At 42.6% G+C, this 20,356-nt stretch carries 16 protein-coding genes and 1 tRNA gene; 15 read left to right on the forward strand and 2 right to left on the reverse strand.

The window, feature by feature from the left end; all coding sequences use genetic code 11:
- Positions 1–81: 81 nt before the first annotated feature.
- Positions 82–318 carry a hypothetical protein gene (locus J4N22_RS13790; RefSeq protein WP_207495491.1) on the forward strand — a complete coding sequence of 79 codons (237 nt, stop codon included), beginning with the start codon at positions 82–84 and terminating at the stop codon, positions 316–318.
- On the forward strand, positions 303–605 hold the full coding sequence (locus J4N22_RS13795) for a type II toxin-antitoxin system RelE/ParE family toxin (protein WP_207495492.1): 303 nt from the start codon (positions 303–305) through the stop codon (positions 603–605). The genes J4N22_RS13790 and J4N22_RS13795 overlap by 16 nt, the downstream gene beginning before the upstream one ends.
- 17 nt (positions 606–622) lie before the next feature.
- On the opposite strand, the gene J4N22_RS13800 is transcribed toward J4N22_RS13795, so the two are convergent.
- Positions 623–6,187 carry an alpha-2-macroglobulin family protein gene (locus J4N22_RS13800; protein ID WP_207495494.1) on the reverse strand — a complete coding sequence of 1,855 codons (5,565 nt, stop codon included), beginning with the start codon at positions 6,185–6,187 and terminating at the stop codon, positions 623–625.
- A 129-nt stretch (positions 6,188–6,316) separates the two neighbouring features.
- Here J4N22_RS13800 and J4N22_RS13805 point away from each other — a divergent pair, with 129 nt between their 5' ends.
- The 6 genes from J4N22_RS13805 to J4N22_RS13830 all read left to right on the forward strand — a co-directional run bounded on the left by J4N22_RS13805 (position 6,317) and on the right by J4N22_RS13830 (position 12,337).
- Positions 6,317–6,808, forward strand: coding sequence for a thioesterase (locus tag J4N22_RS13805; RefSeq protein ID WP_207495496.1), 492 nt, complete (start codon positions 6,317–6,319; stop codon positions 6,806–6,808).
- 24 nt (positions 6,809–6,832) lie between these two features.
- Complete coding sequence (locus tag J4N22_RS13810) at positions 6,833–8,233, forward strand: MBL fold metallo-hydrolase RNA specificity domain-containing protein (protein WP_207495498.1); 1,401 nt, start codon at positions 6,833–6,835, stop codon at positions 8,231–8,233.
- A gap of 112 nt (positions 8,234–8,345) precedes the next feature.
- The gene (locus J4N22_RS13815; RefSeq protein WP_207495499.1) at positions 8,346–9,749 is read left to right on the forward strand and encodes an MBL fold metallo-hydrolase; all 1,404 of its coding nucleotides are present in this window, start codon (positions 8,346–8,348) and stop codon (positions 9,747–9,749) included.
- A gap of 10 nt (positions 9,750–9,759) precedes the next feature.
- Positions 9,760–10,407 (forward strand): MgtC/SapB family protein, encoded by a 648-nt coding sequence (locus tag J4N22_RS13820; protein ID WP_207495501.1) that lies wholly within the window; start codon positions 9,760–9,762, stop codon positions 10,405–10,407.
- A 5-nt stretch (positions 10,408–10,412) separates the two neighbouring features.
- Positions 10,413–10,949 (forward strand): hypothetical protein, encoded by a 537-nt coding sequence (locus J4N22_RS13825; protein ID WP_207495503.1) that lies wholly within the window; start codon positions 10,413–10,415, stop codon positions 10,947–10,949.
- A 65-nt stretch (positions 10,950–11,014) separates the two neighbouring features.
- On the forward strand, positions 11,015–12,337 hold the full coding sequence (locus tag J4N22_RS13830) for a DNA/RNA non-specific endonuclease (RefSeq protein WP_207495504.1): 1,323 nt from the start codon (positions 11,015–11,017) through the stop codon (positions 12,335–12,337).
- Positions 12,338–12,451: 114 nt separating this feature from the next.
- On the opposite strand, the gene J4N22_RS13835 is transcribed toward J4N22_RS13830, so the two are convergent.
- Positions 12,452–12,523 (reverse strand) — tRNA-Glu (locus J4N22_RS13835).
- A 278-nt stretch (positions 12,524–12,801) separates the two neighbouring features.
- Here J4N22_RS13835 and gap point away from each other — a divergent pair.
- From gap to truA, 7 genes are all read left to right on the forward strand, one after another.
- On the forward strand, positions 12,802–13,818 hold the full coding sequence (gene gap, locus J4N22_RS13840) for a type I glyceraldehyde-3-phosphate dehydrogenase (protein WP_207495506.1): 1,017 nt from the start codon (positions 12,802–12,804) through the stop codon (positions 13,816–13,818).
- A gap of 225 nt (positions 13,819–14,043) precedes the next feature.
- Entirely contained in the window at positions 14,044–15,234 is a 1,191-nt protein-coding gene (locus J4N22_RS13845) for a phosphoglycerate kinase (RefSeq protein ID WP_207495507.1), read from the forward strand.
- Positions 15,235–15,485: 251 nt separating this feature from the next.
- Positions 15,486–16,076 carry a LemA family protein gene (locus J4N22_RS13850; protein ID WP_207495508.1) on the forward strand — a complete coding sequence of 197 codons (591 nt, stop codon included), beginning with the start codon at positions 15,486–15,488 and terminating at the stop codon, positions 16,074–16,076.
- A gap of 132 nt (positions 16,077–16,208) precedes the next feature.
- Positions 16,209–16,670: a TPM domain-containing protein gene (locus J4N22_RS13855; protein ID WP_207495509.1), complete on the forward strand. Its 462-nt coding sequence runs from the start codon at positions 16,209–16,211 to the stop codon at positions 16,668–16,670.
- Between the two features lie 45 nt (positions 16,671–16,715).
- Positions 16,716–17,525, forward strand: a complete 810-nt coding sequence (locus J4N22_RS20110) for a TPM domain-containing protein (RefSeq protein ID WP_207495510.1) — start codon at positions 16,716–16,718, stop codon at positions 17,523–17,525.
- Positions 17,526–17,881: 356 nt separating this feature from the next.
- Complete coding sequence (locus J4N22_RS13865; protein WP_207495511.1) at positions 17,882–19,063, forward strand: DUF4476 domain-containing protein; 1,182 nt, start codon at positions 17,882–17,884, stop codon at positions 19,061–19,063.
- A gap of 4 nt (positions 19,064–19,067) precedes the next feature.
- Positions 19,068–19,802 carry a tRNA pseudouridine(38-40) synthase TruA gene (truA, locus tag J4N22_RS13870; RefSeq protein WP_207495512.1) on the forward strand — a complete coding sequence of 245 codons (735 nt, stop codon included), beginning with the start codon at positions 19,068–19,070 and terminating at the stop codon, positions 19,800–19,802.
- The last annotated feature ends 554 nt before the right edge of the window (positions 19,803–20,356 follow it).

Below are 20,356 nucleotides of genomic sequence, written 5' to 3' on the forward strand. Positions count from 1 at the left end.
GCTAGAGGTTCTTTTTGTTATAATCATCCAGATGTTGGGCAACAGGTAGTTTATTTTTTAAATTTGAAAAAACGTGATGGTATGAAAGAGAAAGAAAATGTAGCTGAAAAGAAAGAATTTATAAAAGAGCACATAGACGCTGCAGATGAACAAACAGTCAATATGATATATGACATGCTAGACGGAAACGATCTACTTGAAAACATTTCACCAGAATTTGAAGAAGCTATCCGGCGTGGTATAGAACAAGCCGATAATGGCCAGGTAATACCCCACGAAGAGGTAATGAATAAGTTCAGACAATGGCGGTCAAAGTAGTTTGGACTGTTGATGGTACTAGAAGCTTTCAAGATATACTTGAATACCTGCTTCTGAATTTTTCCGAGAAAGAAGCTCATAGATTTTTCCATGCAGTAGAAGCTAAATTGAAACTTGCGCAGTCGAACCCTATGATGTACCGACAATCTGCTCGGTTTCCTAATGTTCATGTTACAGTTGTTCTGAAGAAAGTATTACTGGTTTATAGATACAAACAAAGGGAGCAAATTATTGAAGTCCTTGTTTGTTGGGACGGAAGAAGGGATCCTAAAAAATTCAAATTTTAAGACAACTTCCAAGTCACCTATTTCACCTCCACCCACTTGCCATTCACTCCCGCACTAATGCTGTTGTCGTACATGGCCTCGCAATACACACCCGGCCAGTAGTAGCGCCCGGGATATGCAGCAGTTAGTTGCACATAATATGTCAGCGTTTCATTCTGCCTGATATCGAAATAGTGATACACCCGATCGTCGCGTATATCCATGTATTCAGCAGGAGAGGATTTAAAGGCGCCCTCCGCACTGTACATGCGCGTGTTCAATATCTCCCAACCGCTGGGGAATACCTGCGACAGCGCCATCTCGTTATATGTGCCTCTTTGCCCTGTATTTTTTACCGTAACCTTAGCAATGAAATCAGTGCCTTGCGTGATGGATGAAGGATCTATAGGAGCACCTGACGTAGTAGTAAATGATACATTGGTAGCCAGGTAAGCTGATTGCCTGCTCACCTGCATGGTATCGCCTGCTACAGGCTGGCCCTGGTTGATGATCCGCACATACAGCACATTGCTTCCCTTGTTGGTAAGATTGATGTTCGCCTTGCCATTGCTAAAGCTAACAGGTAGCTGCGCAACAGGAGAAGTGCTGTTGAGGTTGACATTGTTGCCTGCTACATTGCCAGTGATGGTTACGCGGTTGCCGTTTGGGTTCTTGCCGCAGAACTTACCAACCGCTATCAGTGCATAAGCAGTTGTTTGTGTGCTGTACCAGTTTTCTTTAGACAGTTGCTGCGCTACTGCTCTTGCCAGTCGCTCTGCTTCGGCTCTTCTACCCATAATGGTCAAAGTCTCAAGCACCATTGCCTGGTCGCGCAGGTTGCTTCCATAGGTAATACCGGGAGCAGCGCGTTGCGAGAAATTAGTAGGCAAGCCACTGATGAGTTGTAGCGCTACCTGTGTTTGTCCTGCCAGGTGATAAGCAGCTGCCAATCGCCATTTAGCTTCCGGAGTAATGAACTTGTATTCTTTCAGCCTGTTCATCGCACCTAATTCTGGAGCCTTTGCTAATGCCAGCAGGTAAAGCCTGTAAGCCTGCACCAGGTCGCCACCATAGTACACCGGCGATGTCTGGTTCCATGTATTGGCTTTGGTGCGCTGGTAGCCTCTCCACTGCTGAAGCAATGAAGATGGAATATTATAGCCTCGATCAGATGCTTCTAACAAGAAGTGACCAGCATAGTTCGTTCCCCATTCATCTGCAGTTCGATTTCCTGGCCAATAACTAAATCCACCATCAGTAGATTGGAAGTTTTTGATGCGTTCAACAGCGCGCCTGATGTTGCCCTGCACCTGTGCCTGCTGTTGATTGTTTAGCTCCACCATTTGGTTGAGCACCAGCTGTGGAAATGCAGAAGAGGTTACCTGTTCTATACAACCATGCGGATAGGTGATGAGGTACTGCAGTCGCTTCTCAAGGTTCATAGCAGGAATAGATGATATCTCTACCACAGCTTTATTTCCACCTGTACCTATGGCAGCAATAGCAGTGTTGAAGCCCTGACCGCCATTCAATGTATGTTCCTGCACAGTGGTAATGGGCGGATTGGGATTTCGTACATCCAACTCTACTTCATATTCTGCTCTTTCATTACCACTGGTAGCAATAAATTTTATTTTACCTACACCTGTTGCTGACCGCACACGTGCATTGAAGTATACCTGCTGTTCGCCGGTAGCAGAGAAGCTGATGTTTTGAGTGCTATTTTCTGCCTGAAGCAGTTGATTGGTCTGCAGGCTCAGCGAAACATTACGGATGTTGTTTTCGGTAGCAAACACAGTGAGCGGGATGCGCACCTGTTCAGTAGGACCAAGCACACGAGGGGTAGTGCCCAGCAGCATGAGTGGTTTCTTTACGGCAACCGCTTTTTCTGCAGCGCCATAAGCACCATTGCCTGCAGCTATTACCATAGCCCTTACACTACCCATATAAGGTGGTAAAACAAATGAATGTGTCTTGCTGCCACCGTTAGATTTGAAAGGCCCCATGAACTTGACTACAGGAGGAAAGCGATTGGCTTTTTTATTACCCGGTCCATCTCCTTCGTTATCACCACCAATGGTCAGAATTCTTTCGAGTCCACCGGCCCATGCGCCTATTACATAGTCGTACAGGTCCCATGTTTTTACACCCAGTGCTTCTTTGGTATAAAAAGCTTTGTGCGGGTCCGGAGTTTTATAGCGCGTAAGGTCTAGTAGCCCTTCGTCCACAATGGCTATCACATAGGTCATCGGTTTACCGCTGGCTTCACTTATGGTGATGTTGTTCGGCTGCTCCGGTCTTACCGCATCAGCCATTTTTATTACAGGTTTCAAAATGGTGTTCTTGTCTTCTACCATTACTGGTATTACACCATACATGCGGATAGGCAGGTCGTTGATGGTTTGTGCATGTGGCTGTATCAGCGAAACGTTTACATACACGTTTGGCGTCATCTCCTTTTCTGCTTTAAAGCTGAAAGTAGTTTGCCCTTGCTGTGTTTCGGTCCAGTAGGTTTTGATGACCTTGCTGCCATTCTCAATGCTAATGAATGCTCTGCCACCTTTCGATGAAGGGATGCTCAGCTTTACTTCTTCGCCGGCATTGTATTTCAATTTATCTGAAGTGAAGGATAACATAGAAGCCGCAGTAGGATCATCTTTGTTATCACGAGCCTGCCAATAAGGGTCATCTACATAGAAAGTTTTTCCAGTTACATGGCCGGTTTCACCATCGCGAATAAGCACCAGGTACCTGCCCCAATTTTCGCTGTTGATCTTAAGCGGGTAACTGCCTTTGCCATTAGCTATGGTAATGGTTTCTTTCTTTATGAGCTTGTTGTACTCATCCTGGCTAAAGTTGCTAAGGTTGTCGCTGCTGTTATCCCACCACCAGCGCCATTGGACCTTGTAAAGTTCTACCTGCAATGTGCTGTTGCCGGTTTTGGCCTTGCCATTTACATCTACATGCGCAACCTCCAGCCGGTGCGTTTTGCCTGCTTCCAGGTAGCCCCATGGCTTAGCGCCTTCTGGAACTTTTACTCCTACATAGCTGCTGTAGGCGTGGTAAGGATAGCTGACATTGTCGATGCTGAAATTGCCGCCGGGCTCAAATACTTTTACCAGCAGGTTTGCTTTCAGCACTCCCGGCGCTTCTGTATTGATGGTGAAGTTTGGCTTGATGTCGGCAGTCCCTGTTTCACTTAATGCACCGTCAAAGATTGTTTTCGACTGTGGTTCAAAATCGGCTGTGGGATTATCAAAAGTGTATCCTTCATATTTCGGAAAAGTAGTAGTAGACCTGTACAGCGCAACATCTACACGCGCTTTTAAACTTTTTGCTGTAGCGCCAAACAACCAACGGGCAGCAAGTTTACCGGGTGTAGCATCAGCACCTAATTGAGGATTGGCTCCAAAGTCAAGATCGATCTTAAGCCTGTTTGGCATCACCGTCTCGATCTTTATTTTCTTCTCAAAATGCGCTCCTCCTAGTTTCACTTTACAATTCCAATTGCCTGTAGGTGCGCCTGCATCTGTAGCAGTTCTAAAAATGTTGAAGCCATCTTCAGCATTTACCTGTACCATCTTCTTATACAGCTGTCCTGATGGTGCATACAGTTCCATTTCGATTGGATGATCCTTTGGCAGCTTGCGCTCTTTGTCTTCAATAATGCAGCTGAGATAAAGGCTGTCGCCAAGGCGCCATACACCACGCTCTCCAAAGATGAAACCTTTTATGCCGTTCTTAACTTCTGCTCCGCTTACATCAAAACGGCTGAGTGGTAAAGCACTTCCATCATCCAGTTTCAGATAACTTTTTTCATTGCCATTTTTTGCCACCAGCAAAAATGGTTTTCGTTTAACCTCAATGGTAGCTATACCATCGCTACTCGTTTTTCCTTTGGCAATTACCTGTCGCTGGTAATCCATCACTTCTACTTCTACACCAGCCATTGGTTCGGTAGAAATGATGTTGGTAGCTGCAACAAGCAGGTTGTTGTCATTACCTTTTCTTGCAGATAAACCAATATTGGTCGCTATAATATTCCTGCTGGCAAAGCGCTCTTTGTTGAAGTACGACCTGCTGCATGGATTATCTCTTTGACTCCAGTTGTAGCCATACGGGTAGTAGGAATCATAAGATTCCCAAAATTCATCGTCCTCATCTACACCATTATCACTTCCTTCATCGCTCCATTCATTGTAGTATTCTTCATCCTCTTCATCTTTTGCTTCTGCTGTTTGTGCGCAGGTATACAAAGAATATTCTGGTCTAAAACCTATATGTACCCTATAGATGGCACCTGGTTCGGCCCTTATATATTTGTCAATGTCAAGCGAGAACCTATTCTTCTTATGCAGGTTGAGCGAAGGATCATTATCAAGTTTAATGGTTGCTTTTGCCAAAGGCTTTCCTACTCGTCTTATTTCACTTTCTCCTTTCAGGTCGTTTAGTTGCAGGAATTGGCTCACGTTGTTCTCGTGGATTTTGATGATGCTAACATCAATTGCTTTCAGGTTGGTTGCTTCAAAAGGAAGCACCAGTTTGCCATCACTTGCAGGAAGGATGGTGCCGCGTCCGTGGATCTTTACTACAGGTAAACGATTTTCAAAAAAGATATTAGCTGTAAAAGCTTTCTCCAGCCTGTTGCCCCAAAGGTTGGTGATGCCGCTGTTGATATTCACTTTGTAGTTGCCATCTAATTGCGTAGAAGAATATGCTTTCACTTCGCTACCGTTGATGGTAAAGCTCATGTCCTCCTGTTCGCTCACTGCTATCAGTCCTTCCAGTTGTTGGTTGGTAGCAATAGGATCGCTGAACTGTACCAGTACATATTCTTCTGCTTCCTGCACCGCACGTACATTCAAAACTTTGAAATCACCAATGGCAGGCACTGCTATTTCAAGTTGATCTTTTTGGTCGATGTTCAAAGGCTTGCCATCCCATTGTAGTAGCAAAGTAGAGGCGGCATTCTGTCGTTTGATGCCTTCTATGGTAAAGTTGTGAGTTTTGTTTGCTTCATTGTGTTGCCACTTGATTGTTGGCGATGCGCCTTGCTGCGATACTTTCAATAAGCTTGCTATTTTACTGCTTTCTTCTACATCAGCAGTTTGCAATGTTCCGCTTAAAATCATTGCATCCTTATATCCATTTAATGCTCGTAGGCCATTTTCAATTACAGTAAATGAAGGCTTAATGACCTGCACATTGAACTTGAAATTTTTAAATTTCTCCGGCACCTTCCTCACTTTCGAAAGTTTAAAAGAAACCTCGTACAGTTCTCCCGGCTTCATGTCATTATCAGGTTTGAACTCTATGGTTCTTTCATCGGTCCAATAGGCTTTTCCTTTTACCGCAGGAGAAAAATCAAACAACTCCTCTTTGATTGTTTCATTTACAGCATGTGTGGTAGAAACGTCGGATGTTAATTGAATGCGGATGCTGTTCTTTTTTGAAACAACACCTGAAGTATATGCTTCAATGTATTTGCTGAACTCTGGATCGACTTGTGCAATTTCTTTTTTGTTGTTACAAGAAGAAATGAGGGTGATAAATAGAAGTAACATGCCGCTAATGAACAGCGGTGAAGCAGGATGGCGTTGCATGTAGTTTTGGGGATTGAAGTGCAATTAATTTGTGGAGGAAGTTAGTGAAATGGCAGCGAGAAATACAAACAGCAACTTGTTAAGAAGACATTAATTGTAGAAGATGTAGATTGGGTAACAAACGAGATCATGCACCATTTTCACCTGTTTAAAAAGCTGCTGGCCAATCAAACCAGCTTTCGAATATTCCTGCTTACAAAATTGCCGGTAGCCTTTTTTTGTGGACTACGCTTGGTTCGTATAAACGAGCAGGATGCTGCAATCAGTGTGCGTTATGGTTGGTTCAATACGAACCCTTTCAGGTCAATGTATTTTGCAGTTTTAAGTATGGCAGGCGAAGTGAGTACTGGTGTTTTAGCTATGGGTTATTTGTACAAACGCAATCCATCGGTAAGTATGTTGCTGGTGAAAACAGAAGGAGAGTTTTATAAAAAAGCTGTGGGTAAAATAGTATTTACATGCAAGGATGGTGAAGCACTGAATGCTGCTATTGAAAATGCAGTTGCTACCGGTGTAGCTACTAACTGTTCGTGCAAAACAGAAGGTTTGAATGAAGCTGGCGAAGTGGTGGCATCATTTGTTTTTACATGGAGTTTCAAAGCAAGAAGCAAAAAGAGCTAAAGCAACAATATAAAATACCAGGATATGAAACTATCATTTCACGGAGCGGCACAAACGGTTACAGGTTCAAAGCACCTGCTTACACTTGACAGCGGCAAGAAGATCTTGCTCGACTGCGGTATGTTCCAGGGTATGGGCCAGCTAACGGATAAGCTAAATAATGATGTTGGATTTGATCCAGCTGAAGTAAAACATCTTATTCTTTCGCATGCGCATATAGATCATTCAGGACTTATTCCAAAGCTGGTAAAGGAAGGTTTCAATGGTGCCATTCATTGTACATCAGCTACACGCGATCTTGCCGGTATACTGCTGGAAGATAGTGCTACCATACAACGTGACGATACGAAATTCATTAACCGGAAACGAAAGAAAAAAGGACTGCCACTGTTTGAACCAATGTTTGATCTTTCGCATGTTGCACAGGCGATGGAGCTGTTTAATGTGCAGTCATACGGGCAGTGGTTTACAATAGATGAAGGTGTAGAAGTTTTGTTTACAGATGCAGGACACATCATAGGAAGTGCTGCTGTAAGTCTAAGAATAAAGGAAGGAGATAAAGCGACAGCCATCACTTTCAGTGGAGATGTGGGAAGATATAATGATGCTATTTTAAAAGCACCTGAAGTATTTCCGCAAGCAGATTATATCATTTGCGAAAGCACCTATGGCAACAAGCTGCATGATGACGTGCATGGTACTACTGATACGCTTCATGGTTGGATTGAAAAGACATGCATTCACAAAAAAGGTAAACTCATCATACCAGCGTTTAGTGTGGGTAGAACACAGGAACTGCTGATTGCACTCAACCAATTAGAGAATGAAAAGCGACTGCCTGCAGTAACATATTATGTGGATAGTCCTCTGAGTTTGGAAGCAACTGAAGTAGTGCGTAGTCACCCTGAAAATTTTAATAAACAACTGCGGGATGTGCTGATGCACGATGAAGATGTTTTTGCTTTTAAAGGATTGAAGTATATCAAATCAGTTGATGAGAGTAAAGCGATCAACGATACTGATCAGCCATGTGTGATCATTAGTTCCAGTGGTATGGCTGATGCAGGCAGGGTTAAACATCATATCCGAAACAATATTTCTGAGGCTAAAAATACCATCCTGATGGTGGGTTATGCATCGCCATATTCCCTCGGCGGAAAGCTTGCAAACGGTGTAAAGCGCGTGAATATTTATGGTGAAGAATACAATGTAGAAGCCGAGGTTGGCAAGATGCGTAGCATGAGTGCACATGCAGATTACGACGACCTGGTGATGTTCCTTGACTGCCAGGACAGGCAAAAGGTGAAAAAGCTTTTCCTTGTACATGGGGAATATCATGTACAACTGGATTTTGCTCAGCGACTTACGCGAAAGGGTTGGCAGGTAGAAGTTCCGGGTATGAATTCTGTATTTGAGCTTGCATAAAATGTAGTGAGTTTGTAGCAGAAGTGTAAAAGCAATGCAATGCTGTGGCAACAGAGTTATATCAAAAAGCCATTCTTCCTTCTCAGAACTCACCACCCACAACAGGGAAAATATGAAGCTATCATTTCATGGTGCAGCACGCACAGTAACAGGTTCTAAACATTTACTTACGCTCGATAACGGCAAGAAAATTTTGATTGATTGCGGGCTGTTTCAAGGCATGGGTTCTAAGACAGATGACCTCAACAACGACTTTGGGTTTGAACCCTCAAGTATTGATGTTCTTATTGTAACGCATGCACACATCGATCATACTGGCTTGATCCCGAAATTGGTGAAAGATGGTTTCAACGGTAAAATCTATTCTACCCCAGCTACCAAAGATCTTGCAGAGATTTTGATGTATGACAGCGCAGAGATCCAAACATATGAGATAGACTACATCAACAAAAAGAGGGCGGCTAAAAATCTTCCACCTTACGAGCCCTTATATTCTTCCGAGCATGTACAGCAGGCTGTTGAAAGATTTGAAGTGCAGGAATACGAACAGTGGTTTAAAGTAGACGATGATGTAGAAGTAAGATTCACTCATACAGGTCATCTTATTGGTAGCGCTGCTATTCATTTACGCGTAAAAGAAAATGGCAAAACCAAAACCGTAACATTTAGTGGAGATGTTGGACGGTACAACAGTATGTTGCTGAAATCTCCTGCAGATTTTGAGCAGAGCGATTATATCATCTTAGAAAGTACCTACGGTGATAAGGCGCACGATATGGTTTTTAATACCGTTGATACTCTTCGAGATTGGGTGCGTAAAACCTGTCATCAAAAAGGTGGTAAACTGATCATCCCTGCATTTAGTGTAGGACGAACACAGGAAGTGTTATATGCGCTTAACCAACTTAGCATTGAAAACAGACTTCCCGAGCTTTTTTATTTTGTAGATAGTCCATTGAGTTCAAAAGCTACAAAGGTGGTAAAAAGCTATACCGATGAATACAACGATAAGCTTCAAAAAGTATTGACTATAGATGACGATCCTTTTGATTTTCCCGGCTTGAAATACGTAGAAACGGTTGAGGAGAGTAAGCAGCTTGTGGATTACGAGGAGCCATGCGTGATCATATCTGCATCGGGTACAGCTGATGCAGGCAGGGTACGGCATCACATCAACAGCTGTATCGGCAACGCTAACAATACCATTTTGATGGTGGGTTATTGCGAACGATATTCTTTGGGTGGACAGCTTCTTGCAGGTGATCCTGAAGTAGAAATATTTGGCGACCCATGTACAGTAATGGCTGAGATTGGCCAAATGAAAAGCATGAGTGCTCATGGCGACAACGATGATCTATGCAAATTTGTAAGTTGCCAGGACCCGGAAAAAGTGAAAGGTATCTTCCTGGTGCATGGTGAGTACAGTGCACAGCAAGAGTTGGCAGCAAGGTTGAAGAGAAAAATGTTTGAGAATATAGTAACACCTTCTATGCATGAAGAAGTGGAATTAAGCTAATGGACATGCTATGGATATTCCATGGGATTATATTATAAGGATATTATCTGCTTTTGTAGCTGGTGGATTACTCGGCTATGAAAGAGAATACCGGAGCAAGCCAGCAGGCTTTCGTACTATCATATTAATTGCTGTTGGTAGTTCAGTTTTTGCCTTACTCAATCTTACCATACTCACAGATTCTCCTGATCGTATTGCCAGCCAGGTTGTGACTGGTGTGGGCTTTGTAGGCGCTGGTGTTATTTTTAAAGAAGGATTGAATGTAAGAGGAATAACCACGGCTGCCACTATATGGGTAGCAGCTGCTATTGGAATGGCCCTCGGGTTTGGTCAGTACTGGATTGCCGCTACCACGTTGCTTCTTGTAATGATCACATTGATCATACTCTCCAGGCTTGAGTTCAACATCTTAGTAAAAGAAGAAATTGAATATGCTTTCGATCTTGCAACAGTCGATAATTCAGTGAAGCAACTAGAACAATTTTTCAAACAAGAAGGACTTCAATTTTCTCAAAGCAGTTTCTCAAAGCATGCAGGTCATTTAAAAGTGCATTACCGGATCCGGCATACACAACAGCAATATGTAGTTATGCAGGAATACGTTTTGCAAAATGATGCCGTTTTGGGTTTTAAAGTTTTATCTACAATTATACCATGAAGCTTATGGAACAAGTATACGATTTCGCAGAAGTAAATGAACAACAGGCCTGGCAACAAATAGCCGATGATATAGAAACCGCAGGCTTCGATTTTTTAGCAGTTATAAAGCAGCATGAACTTTCTGTTATACTGAAGATCATGATCGATCCGGGTGGTGGTTTTGAAGGTGGCTATGCTGTTACAACCCTTTTGGCAAAGATCAATCCGCAGCCTTTTCGTTTTACTTTTTATGAACAAGGTATAGTGGCTGAAGTAGGTAAATTTCTTGGAATGGAAGATGTAGAAACTGGCTTTGCTGATTTTGATAAAAAGGTGATTGTAAAAACAAATGATGCTGAAAAAGTAAAAGCGCTGGTTTCAGATGCCGCTGTTCGTGAAGTAGTACAAGACTTACAAGATTTCAATTTTACAATAAGCGAGGAAGGGGAGGACGAACTTATTCTGCGACTTGAGATTGAAGAAGGCATCACTGATATACACCAACTGCAACAGTTGTATAAAACGATTGTTGCCGTACTTCAAAAGTTAAATGCTTACTAGAATTTTGCGCATTTAATTTTGGCTGCTTCTGATCAATACCTTTATCGTTATTTCAACGTTAACCTATGAAAGCTCCTGCCAGTTTACTAGCCATTTCTTTACTGTTTGCTTTTGCATCCGCTTGTAAAAAATCTATAGATGTTGTTGCACCTGCTGCAGATACTACTTCTGCCAATATCTCCGCACCTGTAACGGAAAATTTTGAAGCAGGAACAAAGCCTGAGTTTCAAAAAGGATATATCAGTCTTACCTCAGGGATATGGTTATTTGATGATGCCTTACTCGCACGATCCAGCCAGGATAAATTCAGAGGTGCGCAATCGGTAAGAATAAGAGGAAACGGTAGCATAGCTATGAAGTTTGACGTAAGTAATGGGGCAAAAGCGGTGGTGGTTGCCAACGCTACCTACTACGATAACGCCAATAGCGAATGGCAGCTTTGGGTATCAGAGAATAATGGTGTAAGCTACTACCAGGTAGGCAATACAGTTACTGCTACGCAAATAATGAAGAACGATACCTTCTTTGTAAATGCGGCTGCTGCCTTTCGTATTTCCATAAGGAAAGTGTCCGGCGGAAACAACAGTATCAATATTGATGATGTAGTTATCACTAACCAGGTTTTACCACCAACAAACCATGATGATCATCACATGCTCATGGGTAATCCCAGTAGTGCCACAGCTGATGTAAACAACCCAAATAATTACCTGATGGATAAAGGTTATTATATGATGTCGTACAGTAGAGATAGGGGCACGCCTAACTGGGTAAGTTGGCATCTTCATATGCCTGATCTTGGTTCTATTTCAAGGCAGGATGATTTTCGGACAGATTTTTCCATTCCATTTGCCTGGTACCACGTATCCGATGTCAGCTACTCTGGTAGTGGCTTCGACAGGGGGCACAATATTCCTTCCGGCGACAGGACATCTACTTTCGAAGCCAATTCTTCTACCTTCCTTATGACCAATATTATTCCGCAGGCGCCGCAGAACAACCAAACAACATGGGCAAACCTGGAAGAATACAGCAGGTCGTTGGTTAGGCAAGGCAACGAGCTATATATCATTATGGGATCGTATGGTGTTGGTGGTACAGGAAGTAATGGAACAAGAACAACGATTGACAATGGCAATGTTACCGTTCCTTCTATGATTTGGAAAGTAGTGGTGGTGTTGCCAAATGGTTCAAACGACCTTTCAAGGGTTACAACTTCTACAAGAGTGATAGCTATCAATACACCCAATATAAACAGCATTAATAGTAACTGGCGTACCTATAGAACATCAGTAGATGCTATTGAGGCTGCAACGGGATATGATATCTTATCTAACGTACCGCAACATATTCAGCAGGTTATTGAAGCTGTAGTAGATAGCCAGTAATGCGATGTAGTGAAGAAGATTGTTGGTGAATAGGGAGAAGAACCTGTTCACCATTATTATTTGCACCAAATGCTATAAAAGAAAAAGTCCTGGTAAAACCAGGACTTTACTTCGTAGAGCGTACGGGAATCGAACCCGTGATTCCTCCGTGAAAGGGAGGCGTCTTAACCCCTTGACCAACGCTCCATTTGTTCTAACGGGTGGCAAAAATAGGAGCAGAGATGTTCACCGCCAAAACTTTTTTAGAAAAAAAGAAAAAATATTTTTCTCAGGCTTAACCTATAGATAATAAAGACAATGCCAACATAGCTTTCTTCGGAATGATTTTAGTTATATGTTCAGGCTTCTTATCACACGAATTATGATGACAATCATGCAGGTAGCTGCGAATTATTTTATTCCAGTTTGCAGCCTTACTTGTAATTTCGCAACGTTTTTATAATGAATTTAAAATCAAACATTGTATGAGTACAAAAGTTGCCATTAATGGATTTGGACGAATCGGACGACTGGTTTTTCGCCAGATATATAATATGCAGGGTATTGATGTTGTTGCAATCAACGACCTGACCAGCCCTAAAGTTCTTGCCCACCTTCTAAAATATGATAGCGCACAGGGCCGCTTCAATGGTGAAGTAACTGCTACAGAAACTTCAATTATTGTAAATGGAGAGGAAGTTAAGATCTACGCTCAGAAAGATCCTGCTCAAATTCCATGGGGCGAACACGAAGTAGACGTGGTGATAGAAAGCACAGGCTTTTTTACCGATAAAGAAAAAGCAGCAGCACACTTAAAAGCCGGAGCTAAGCGTGTTGTTATCAGTGCCCCTGCTACAGGCGATCTGAAAACTGTTGTTTTCAACGTGAACCACGACATCCTGGATGGTACTGAAGAGATCATTTCTTGTGCATCATGTACTACCAACTGTCTTGCGCCAATGGCTAAAGTGCTGAACGATTCTTTTGGAATTGTAAATGGTTTAATGACCACCATTCACGCATATACCAACGACCAGAACACTCTTGATGCGCCGCATCCAAAAGGTGATCTTCGTCGTGCACGTGCAGCAGCACAGAACATTGTTCCAAACAGCACCGGTGCAGCTAAAGCTATAGGACTGGTTATCCCAGAGCTAAAAGGAAAACTGGATGGTGGTGCACAGCGTGTTCCAACTATCACAGGTTCACTTACTGAACTGAATGTAATACTGAATAAAGAAACTTCAGTAGAAGAGGTAAATGCTGCTATGAAAGCCGCTGCTAACGACAGCTTTGGATATACCGAAGATGAAATGGTAAGCACCGACATCATCGGCATTAGCTACGGCTCATTATTCGATGCTACACAAACAAGAGTTATGGGCACAGGCGATAAACAAATGGTAAGAACAGTGGCCTGGTACGACAACGAAATGAGCTATGTAAGCCAGCTTGTACGTACGGTTCAATACATGAACGAATTGCAAAACAAGAAAGGATAATGATGAAACCAACGGTAGTACAGGAGCCAGCATCCGTTGCGTCGCACACTTGTACTGCATGGTTCTTATCAGCATCCAGCATCAGATCATAACAAAGGCCGCGGTATGTACTGCGGCTTTTTCTTTTACTAATCTTCATCTGCTATACATGTTGATGCTCTAATACAAGCATCAAATCTCCTATACAGTTGGTACACGCATAGCAGGTATTATAAACCAATTATTATGAGCAAATTTCAATCCTACAATTTTTCAGGGAAGAAAGCACTTATTAGGGTAGATTTCAATGTTCCACTGAACGACCAGTTCCAGATCACTGATGATAATCGTATACGTGCAGCTATACCTACCATTCAAAAAATTTTGAAAGACGGTGGTAGCGTCATTCTAATGAGCCACTTGGGTCGTCCTAAAGATGGTCCCACTGATAAATATTCATTGCGTCACCTGGTGAGCCACCTTTCGCAGGCACTTTCTACTGATGTACAATTTGCCAACGACTGCATAGGCGAAGAGGCTGTTCAAAAATCACAGGCACTACAGCCAGGGCAGGTGTTGCTGCTAGAGAACCTTCGTTTTTACAAAGAGGAAGAAAAAGGAAATGAAGAGTTTGCACAAAAGCTGGCAAAGCTGGGCGATGTATATGTGAACGATGCTTTTGGTACAGCACACCGCGCACATGCTTCTACAGCTATCATAGCTCAGTTTTTTGCTGCAGATAAAAAACTGTTTGGACTGGTTATGGAAAATGAAGTAGAAAGTGCAGACAAAGTATTGCACAGTAGTGAGCGTCCATTTACAGCCATATTAGGTGGCGCCAAAGTAAGCGATAAGATCTTGATCATTGAGAACTTACTGGAGCGGGCCAACCACATCATTATTGGTGGTGGTATGGCTTATACTTTTTTAAAAGCACAAGGCAAAGAAATAGGCAGCAGCCTATGCGAAGAAGATAAACTGGATCTTGCTAACGAGCTATTGAAAAAAGCTAAGGCTAAAGGAGTAGAATTCCATTTACCTAAAGACAGCGTGGTTGCAGATAAATTTGATGCAGAGGCAAACACAAAAGAACTGAGCAACGACAACATTGAAAAAGGCTGGATGGGACTGGATATTGGTTCAGAAGCTATCAAAGATTTTGGCCAGGTAATACTGGAAAGCAAGACTATCCTGTGGAATGGGCCAATGGGTGTGTTTGAAATGGAAAAGTTTAAAGCAGGCACCAAAGCCATTGCTGATTTTGTAGTTGAAGCTACTACACGTGGTGCGTTCTCGCTTGTTGGTGGCGGCGACAGTGTAGCAGCAGTCAACCAATTTGGACTTGCTGATAAAGTAAGCTATGTAAGTACAGGTGGTGGTGCTATGTTGGAATACTTTGAAGGAAAAGAACTCCCTGGTATTGCAGCAATCAAATAAGTGAAGCATGCTCTTTTTGTAAACCCTCAGCAGTAGCTGGGGGTTTATCTTTAATAGGCTTGGCAAAGGGAAACAGTGCTAAAAAGTACCGTCTTTTGCTGCCTCAGTTCTGGTGCCTTCTATGTCTTGCTTTTTCTACAACTACTTGTTAATAATGCATTTACCACCTCCTGTCTTCATGGTATAAAATTTTCATAGCCGAAGTACATTTAGTTTATCACGTACATTTGGAAAAAGAAATTTAAAAGAAGATGAAAACAAAAAACCTAACATTGATAATCATCCTGGCTGCTATACTTATTTTGGGTGGCTGCGGATGTGGAAGTTATAACAGCCTGGTAAGCCAGGACGAACAGGTTAAAAACTCATGGGCAAACGTTCAGAGTGAATACCAGCGTCGTTCCGACCTGATACCAAACCTGGTTAGAACAGTACAAGGCGAAGCGAACTTTGAAAAATCTACATTGGAAAATGTGATCAATGCAAGAGCGCGTGCTACTCAGCTAACAGTTAATCCTGATGATCTAACTCCTGAAAGACTGGAGCAGTTTCAGCAGGCACAGGGACAACTGTCACAGGCTTTAGGAAGATTGTTGATGGTAACAGAAAATTATCCAACGTTGCAGGCTAACCAGGCATTCCGTGGTTTACAAACACAATTAGAAGGAACAGAAAACAGGATCAAAGTTGCACGTAACGACTTCAACCGTGAAGTGGCTACTTACAATACTTCTGTACGCCGTTTCCCTACCAATATTTTTGCAGGTATGATGGGCTTCCGTCCACGTTCACCATTCCAGGCTGAAGCTGGTTCTGAGCGTGCTCCTGAAGTGCAGTTCTAAATACTTACGAGGAAGAGTAGCTTAATTGGCAACTCTTCCTCTTCCTTATTCGCTAGGTAACTTGCCTCATAAAAGCAGGTTCTAAGTATCCTCTCCCGAAAGAGGCATAATACTCACAACAACAAATCAATCATGGGCATTTTTTCATTTGGTAAAAAGCGGCAATTCTTTACGCCAGAGCAACAGGCGCTAATGGTGGAAGCCATCAAAGAAGCTGAACGTAACACCAGTGGTGAGGTGCGGGTGTTTATTGAAAGCAAGTGTGAGTACGTAAACGCGGTCGACCGTGCGCAGGAAATCTTCTTCAACCTGCAAATGGAAAAGACGCAGGATCGCAATGCGGTGCTTCTATATATGGCTATGGACGATCACCAATTAGCTCTTTTTGCTGATGAAGGTATTTACCAGCGGCTAGGAAAGCAATATTGGGAAGAAGAAGTACGGAAGATCATTTCTGAAATTAAGAAAGATCATTTGGTGGAAGGTATCTGCACCATTGTTACAGATATAGGACAGGCGCTAAAAGAGCAGTTTCCTTACGACGATAAGGGAGATAAGAATGAGCTGCCTGATGAAATAATATTTGGTCACTAATCATACTGCATCCCGCCACCTTAGCGGGATGCATTCATATTGTAGATGAAGCGGATAATAACCATTTTACTTGTACTGTTTTGTATTACCGGTGTAGCTGTTTCGCAGCAGGTACCGCCTAAGCCGGTGCCCCAAAGGCTGGTGAACGATCTTACAAAAACTACGCTTACTCCAGACCAGGTACAAACGCTTGAGCGTAAGCTGGTCGCATACGACGATAGCACGAGCAATCAAATTGTTATTGTCATTGTTCCTACACTCAACGATTATGCACCGGTTGATTATGCCACCAAACTTGGCCGTGAATGGGGTGTGGGTACAGCAAAAAATAATGGTGTTATCGTATTGATTTCTACTGAGCCTAACAATCGGCAGATCTTCATCGCACCGGGTTACGGGCTTGAAGGAGCAATTCCTGATATCACTGCTAAGTCTATTATAGAAGATGTTATTCTGCCTCACTTCCGGCAGGATCATTATTTCACCGGCCTTGACCTTGGCACCAATGCCATCATCAAAGCTGCAGCAGGCGAGTATAAAGCACCTGCAGGTTATCGCAATCGTGGCAGAGGTTCTGGCGGTGGTGGGTCTATCCTGGGAGCTATCATCTTTTTCCTTGTAATGATCATGTTGTTTAGCCGGGGCGGCCGCGGTGGTGGTGGACGCGGCGGAGGCATGGCCAGTCGCAGGGGCTTTGGCGATGTCGCCACAGGTATGCTTATAGGCAGTATGTTAAGCGGCGGCCGTGGTGGTGGAGGCTTTGGCGGCGGTGGATTTGGTGGAGGTTCAGGTGGCGGCTTCGGTGGTTTCGGTGGAGGTAGCTTTGGCGGTGGTGGTGCAGGTGGCAGCTGGTAGAAGATTTAGTAAGAAAATATTTTGGCTGTCAGCTATAGTTCTTTCTTCACCACCGTTGCGTCGCACACTTCAGCTATTACAGTTCTATTCAGCAGTAGGCTGGTTTTCTTCAGACCCTTCTGAAGACATATAGATTGAAGAGGCTGCTTGCAGCCTCTTTTTTACACCCACTTTAGTTCATAAGCATCTAGCTATAGTGTTTGCTAACGCAGCCAGTAATTTATTTTTCCAGCGTTATCCAATGTGTGATCATGCCACTTCAAAATCAAGCATTGTTTTTGCTTTAGCTGCTGTAGCGTAGCTGTTCAAAGCACCCTTTCATCATTTACCTTTGTATCACTCTATTCATTTACCAAATGAAATACCTACTACACTTATTATTGCTGCTTACTACTTCCTCAGCTTTCACACAAGAAAAGCGATTTCTTTTCATACAGTCTGAAAACCGGCAGCCATTTTACGTTTCAATAAACAACAAGATCTATAGTTCTTCAGCCTCTGGTTATGTTATCATTCCCAAGCTTGCTGATGGCGAATACAAGTTTTCTGTCGGTTTTGCCAAGAGTGAAGTGCCTGAGCAGTCGTTTGTATATAACATCAACAAAAAAGATGTTGGCCTTTCTCTGAAAAACTTCGGCGAAAAAGGGTGGGGGCTTTTCAACCTGCAGTCGTTCGCAGTCTCTATGGCTGGTGAAACAAAAGTTTCAGATGTTGCTAAAGCACCGGCAAGAGAAGAGGCAGCACCTATTTCTTTCGAAGCGAGAAAAGAACCTACAGTAGCAAAAGACAAACTAGCTACAGAACAGGTTGTGCAGGCTGTAAGTCAACAGGTACAGGCTGCTCCTGTAGTACAGCCTGGTTTAGTTAAAGCTGCTGATCCAGTGGATAAAGCTGTTGCTAAAGAAGAAAAAAGAAAACAAACAGCTACTACAAATACTAACATATCCAAAGTTTCTGAACAGGCAGGTTCAGAAGGAGTTTCCGTTACCTTTGTGGATAGATCTGGTTCTGCATCTGATACAATACAGGTTGTTATCCCATCACAGGATGTATTTACTTCTGTTCAGCAACATGCTACCAAAAATGAAAGCAGCAATAAGCCAGCAGTGGAAGTGCAGGCTTCAAAAGTTTCTCCTCCCGCTGCAGATAATAAATTTTTGAATGTTGGAGCTACGTCACATGATGGTAGATCAGGAGAAACAACTAATGAAGTATCAGCGCCTAACAATACATCTGTTTTTAATTCTCATTGTAAAGCCATTGCTTCAGATGAAGATTATACCAAACTCAGGAGAAGAATGGCACAAGAGACTACTGATGAAGACATGATGAAGGAAGCAAGGAAATTATACAAGAACAAATGTGTAACTACAGCACAAGTGCGGGCTCTTTCTTCCTTGTTCTTAAGTGATGAAGGCAGGTACAACTTCTTCCAGTCATCCATCAATTCTGTTTCCGACCCACATGAATATGCTGACCTCGTAAAGGAATTTATAGATCCTACATTTGCTGAACGTTTCAAATCACTTATGCGTTAAGCGGATGAGGTATTTTATTGAGATTGCTTATAAAGGAACCAATTACGCTGGATTCCAGGTACAGAATAATGCTAATACAGTTCAGGCTGAAGTAGAAAAGGCGCTGGCAATTTATTTACAGCAAAAGGTCTCTCTTACAGGCTCCTCCCGTACAGATGCTGGTGTGCATGCCCTTCAAAACTTCTTTCACTTCGACATAGAAAAGGAGATACATCCCCACGCTATTTATAACCTTAATGCTATTCTTCCAGGCGATATTGCTATCAATGCAATCAAACAAGTCTCTCCAGATGCCCACTGTAGATTTGATGCTATCAGTCGGGAGTACAAATACTTCTTATACAGCCGGAAGAGCCCATTTTTAGCTGATCGTGGGTGGTACTACCCATATACAATAGATATTGAATTGCTGGCTGCTGCTGCAGATATATTGAGGAAGCATTCAGATTTTACATCTTTTGCCAAACGTAATAGCCAGGTTTTCACCCACGAGTGTACTATCAAAAAGAGTATATGGCAGATGGAGAATGATTGCCTGGTGTACAATGTTCAGGCAAATAGATTTTTAAGGGGCATGGTTAGAGGATTGGTAGGTACAATGCTACTTGTAGGAAGGAATAAATTATCTCTTTCAGATTTTGAAGGGGTTATCCTAGCTAAAGACTGCACCAAAGCTAATTTCGCTACACCTGCACATGGTCTTTTTTTGGTTAAAGTTGAGTATCCTTTTCTGGGATAGAAAATCAATGTTTCAATTTTTTGAATAATGATTTGCATTAACAAGAACGTCTATATCTGCAACCCAATTCAAAAAACTGCAGTTCTTCGAAAGATTTTCACTGTTGATTTGCTCTAGTTTCTTCACAAATTTTTGGCTACTTCTTCTTTCAGAAATGTTGCTGGTAAGGGTTCTCCATCTTACCTTTGCAGCCGCTTCTAACGAAGTAATAGTTCTAGTGAAACAGCAGGTTGGCTCAAAAACTTCTAAATCTTTTTTGGTAGTTTCAGAAAAGCTCTTATCTTTGCACTCCCAATTGAAAAACGGGGTACAAAAAGCTCTTAAGACGGTTATAAAAAGTGAGACAGCGAGAGGGTCTAAAGGTTCATAACCTTATCACTTACAGAGGTTTGCAGCTGCGCAGGTAGTTTGTAAATGTCAAGTTCTTTGAAAGAATGGAAGTAACAGCGTAGATGATTAGTGATGGTCATTTACACAGGTAAGCAAGCGTAAATAAAATTAAAACAGAACACAAAGACGTTAATTTCAATTTACTTGAGAATTAATAGTCAGTG

Origin of the sequence: Aridibaculum aurantiacum (assembly GCF_017355875.1) — a bacterium.
GTDB lineage: Bacteria > Bacteroidota > Bacteroidia > Chitinophagales > Chitinophagaceae > Segetibacter > Segetibacter aurantiacus.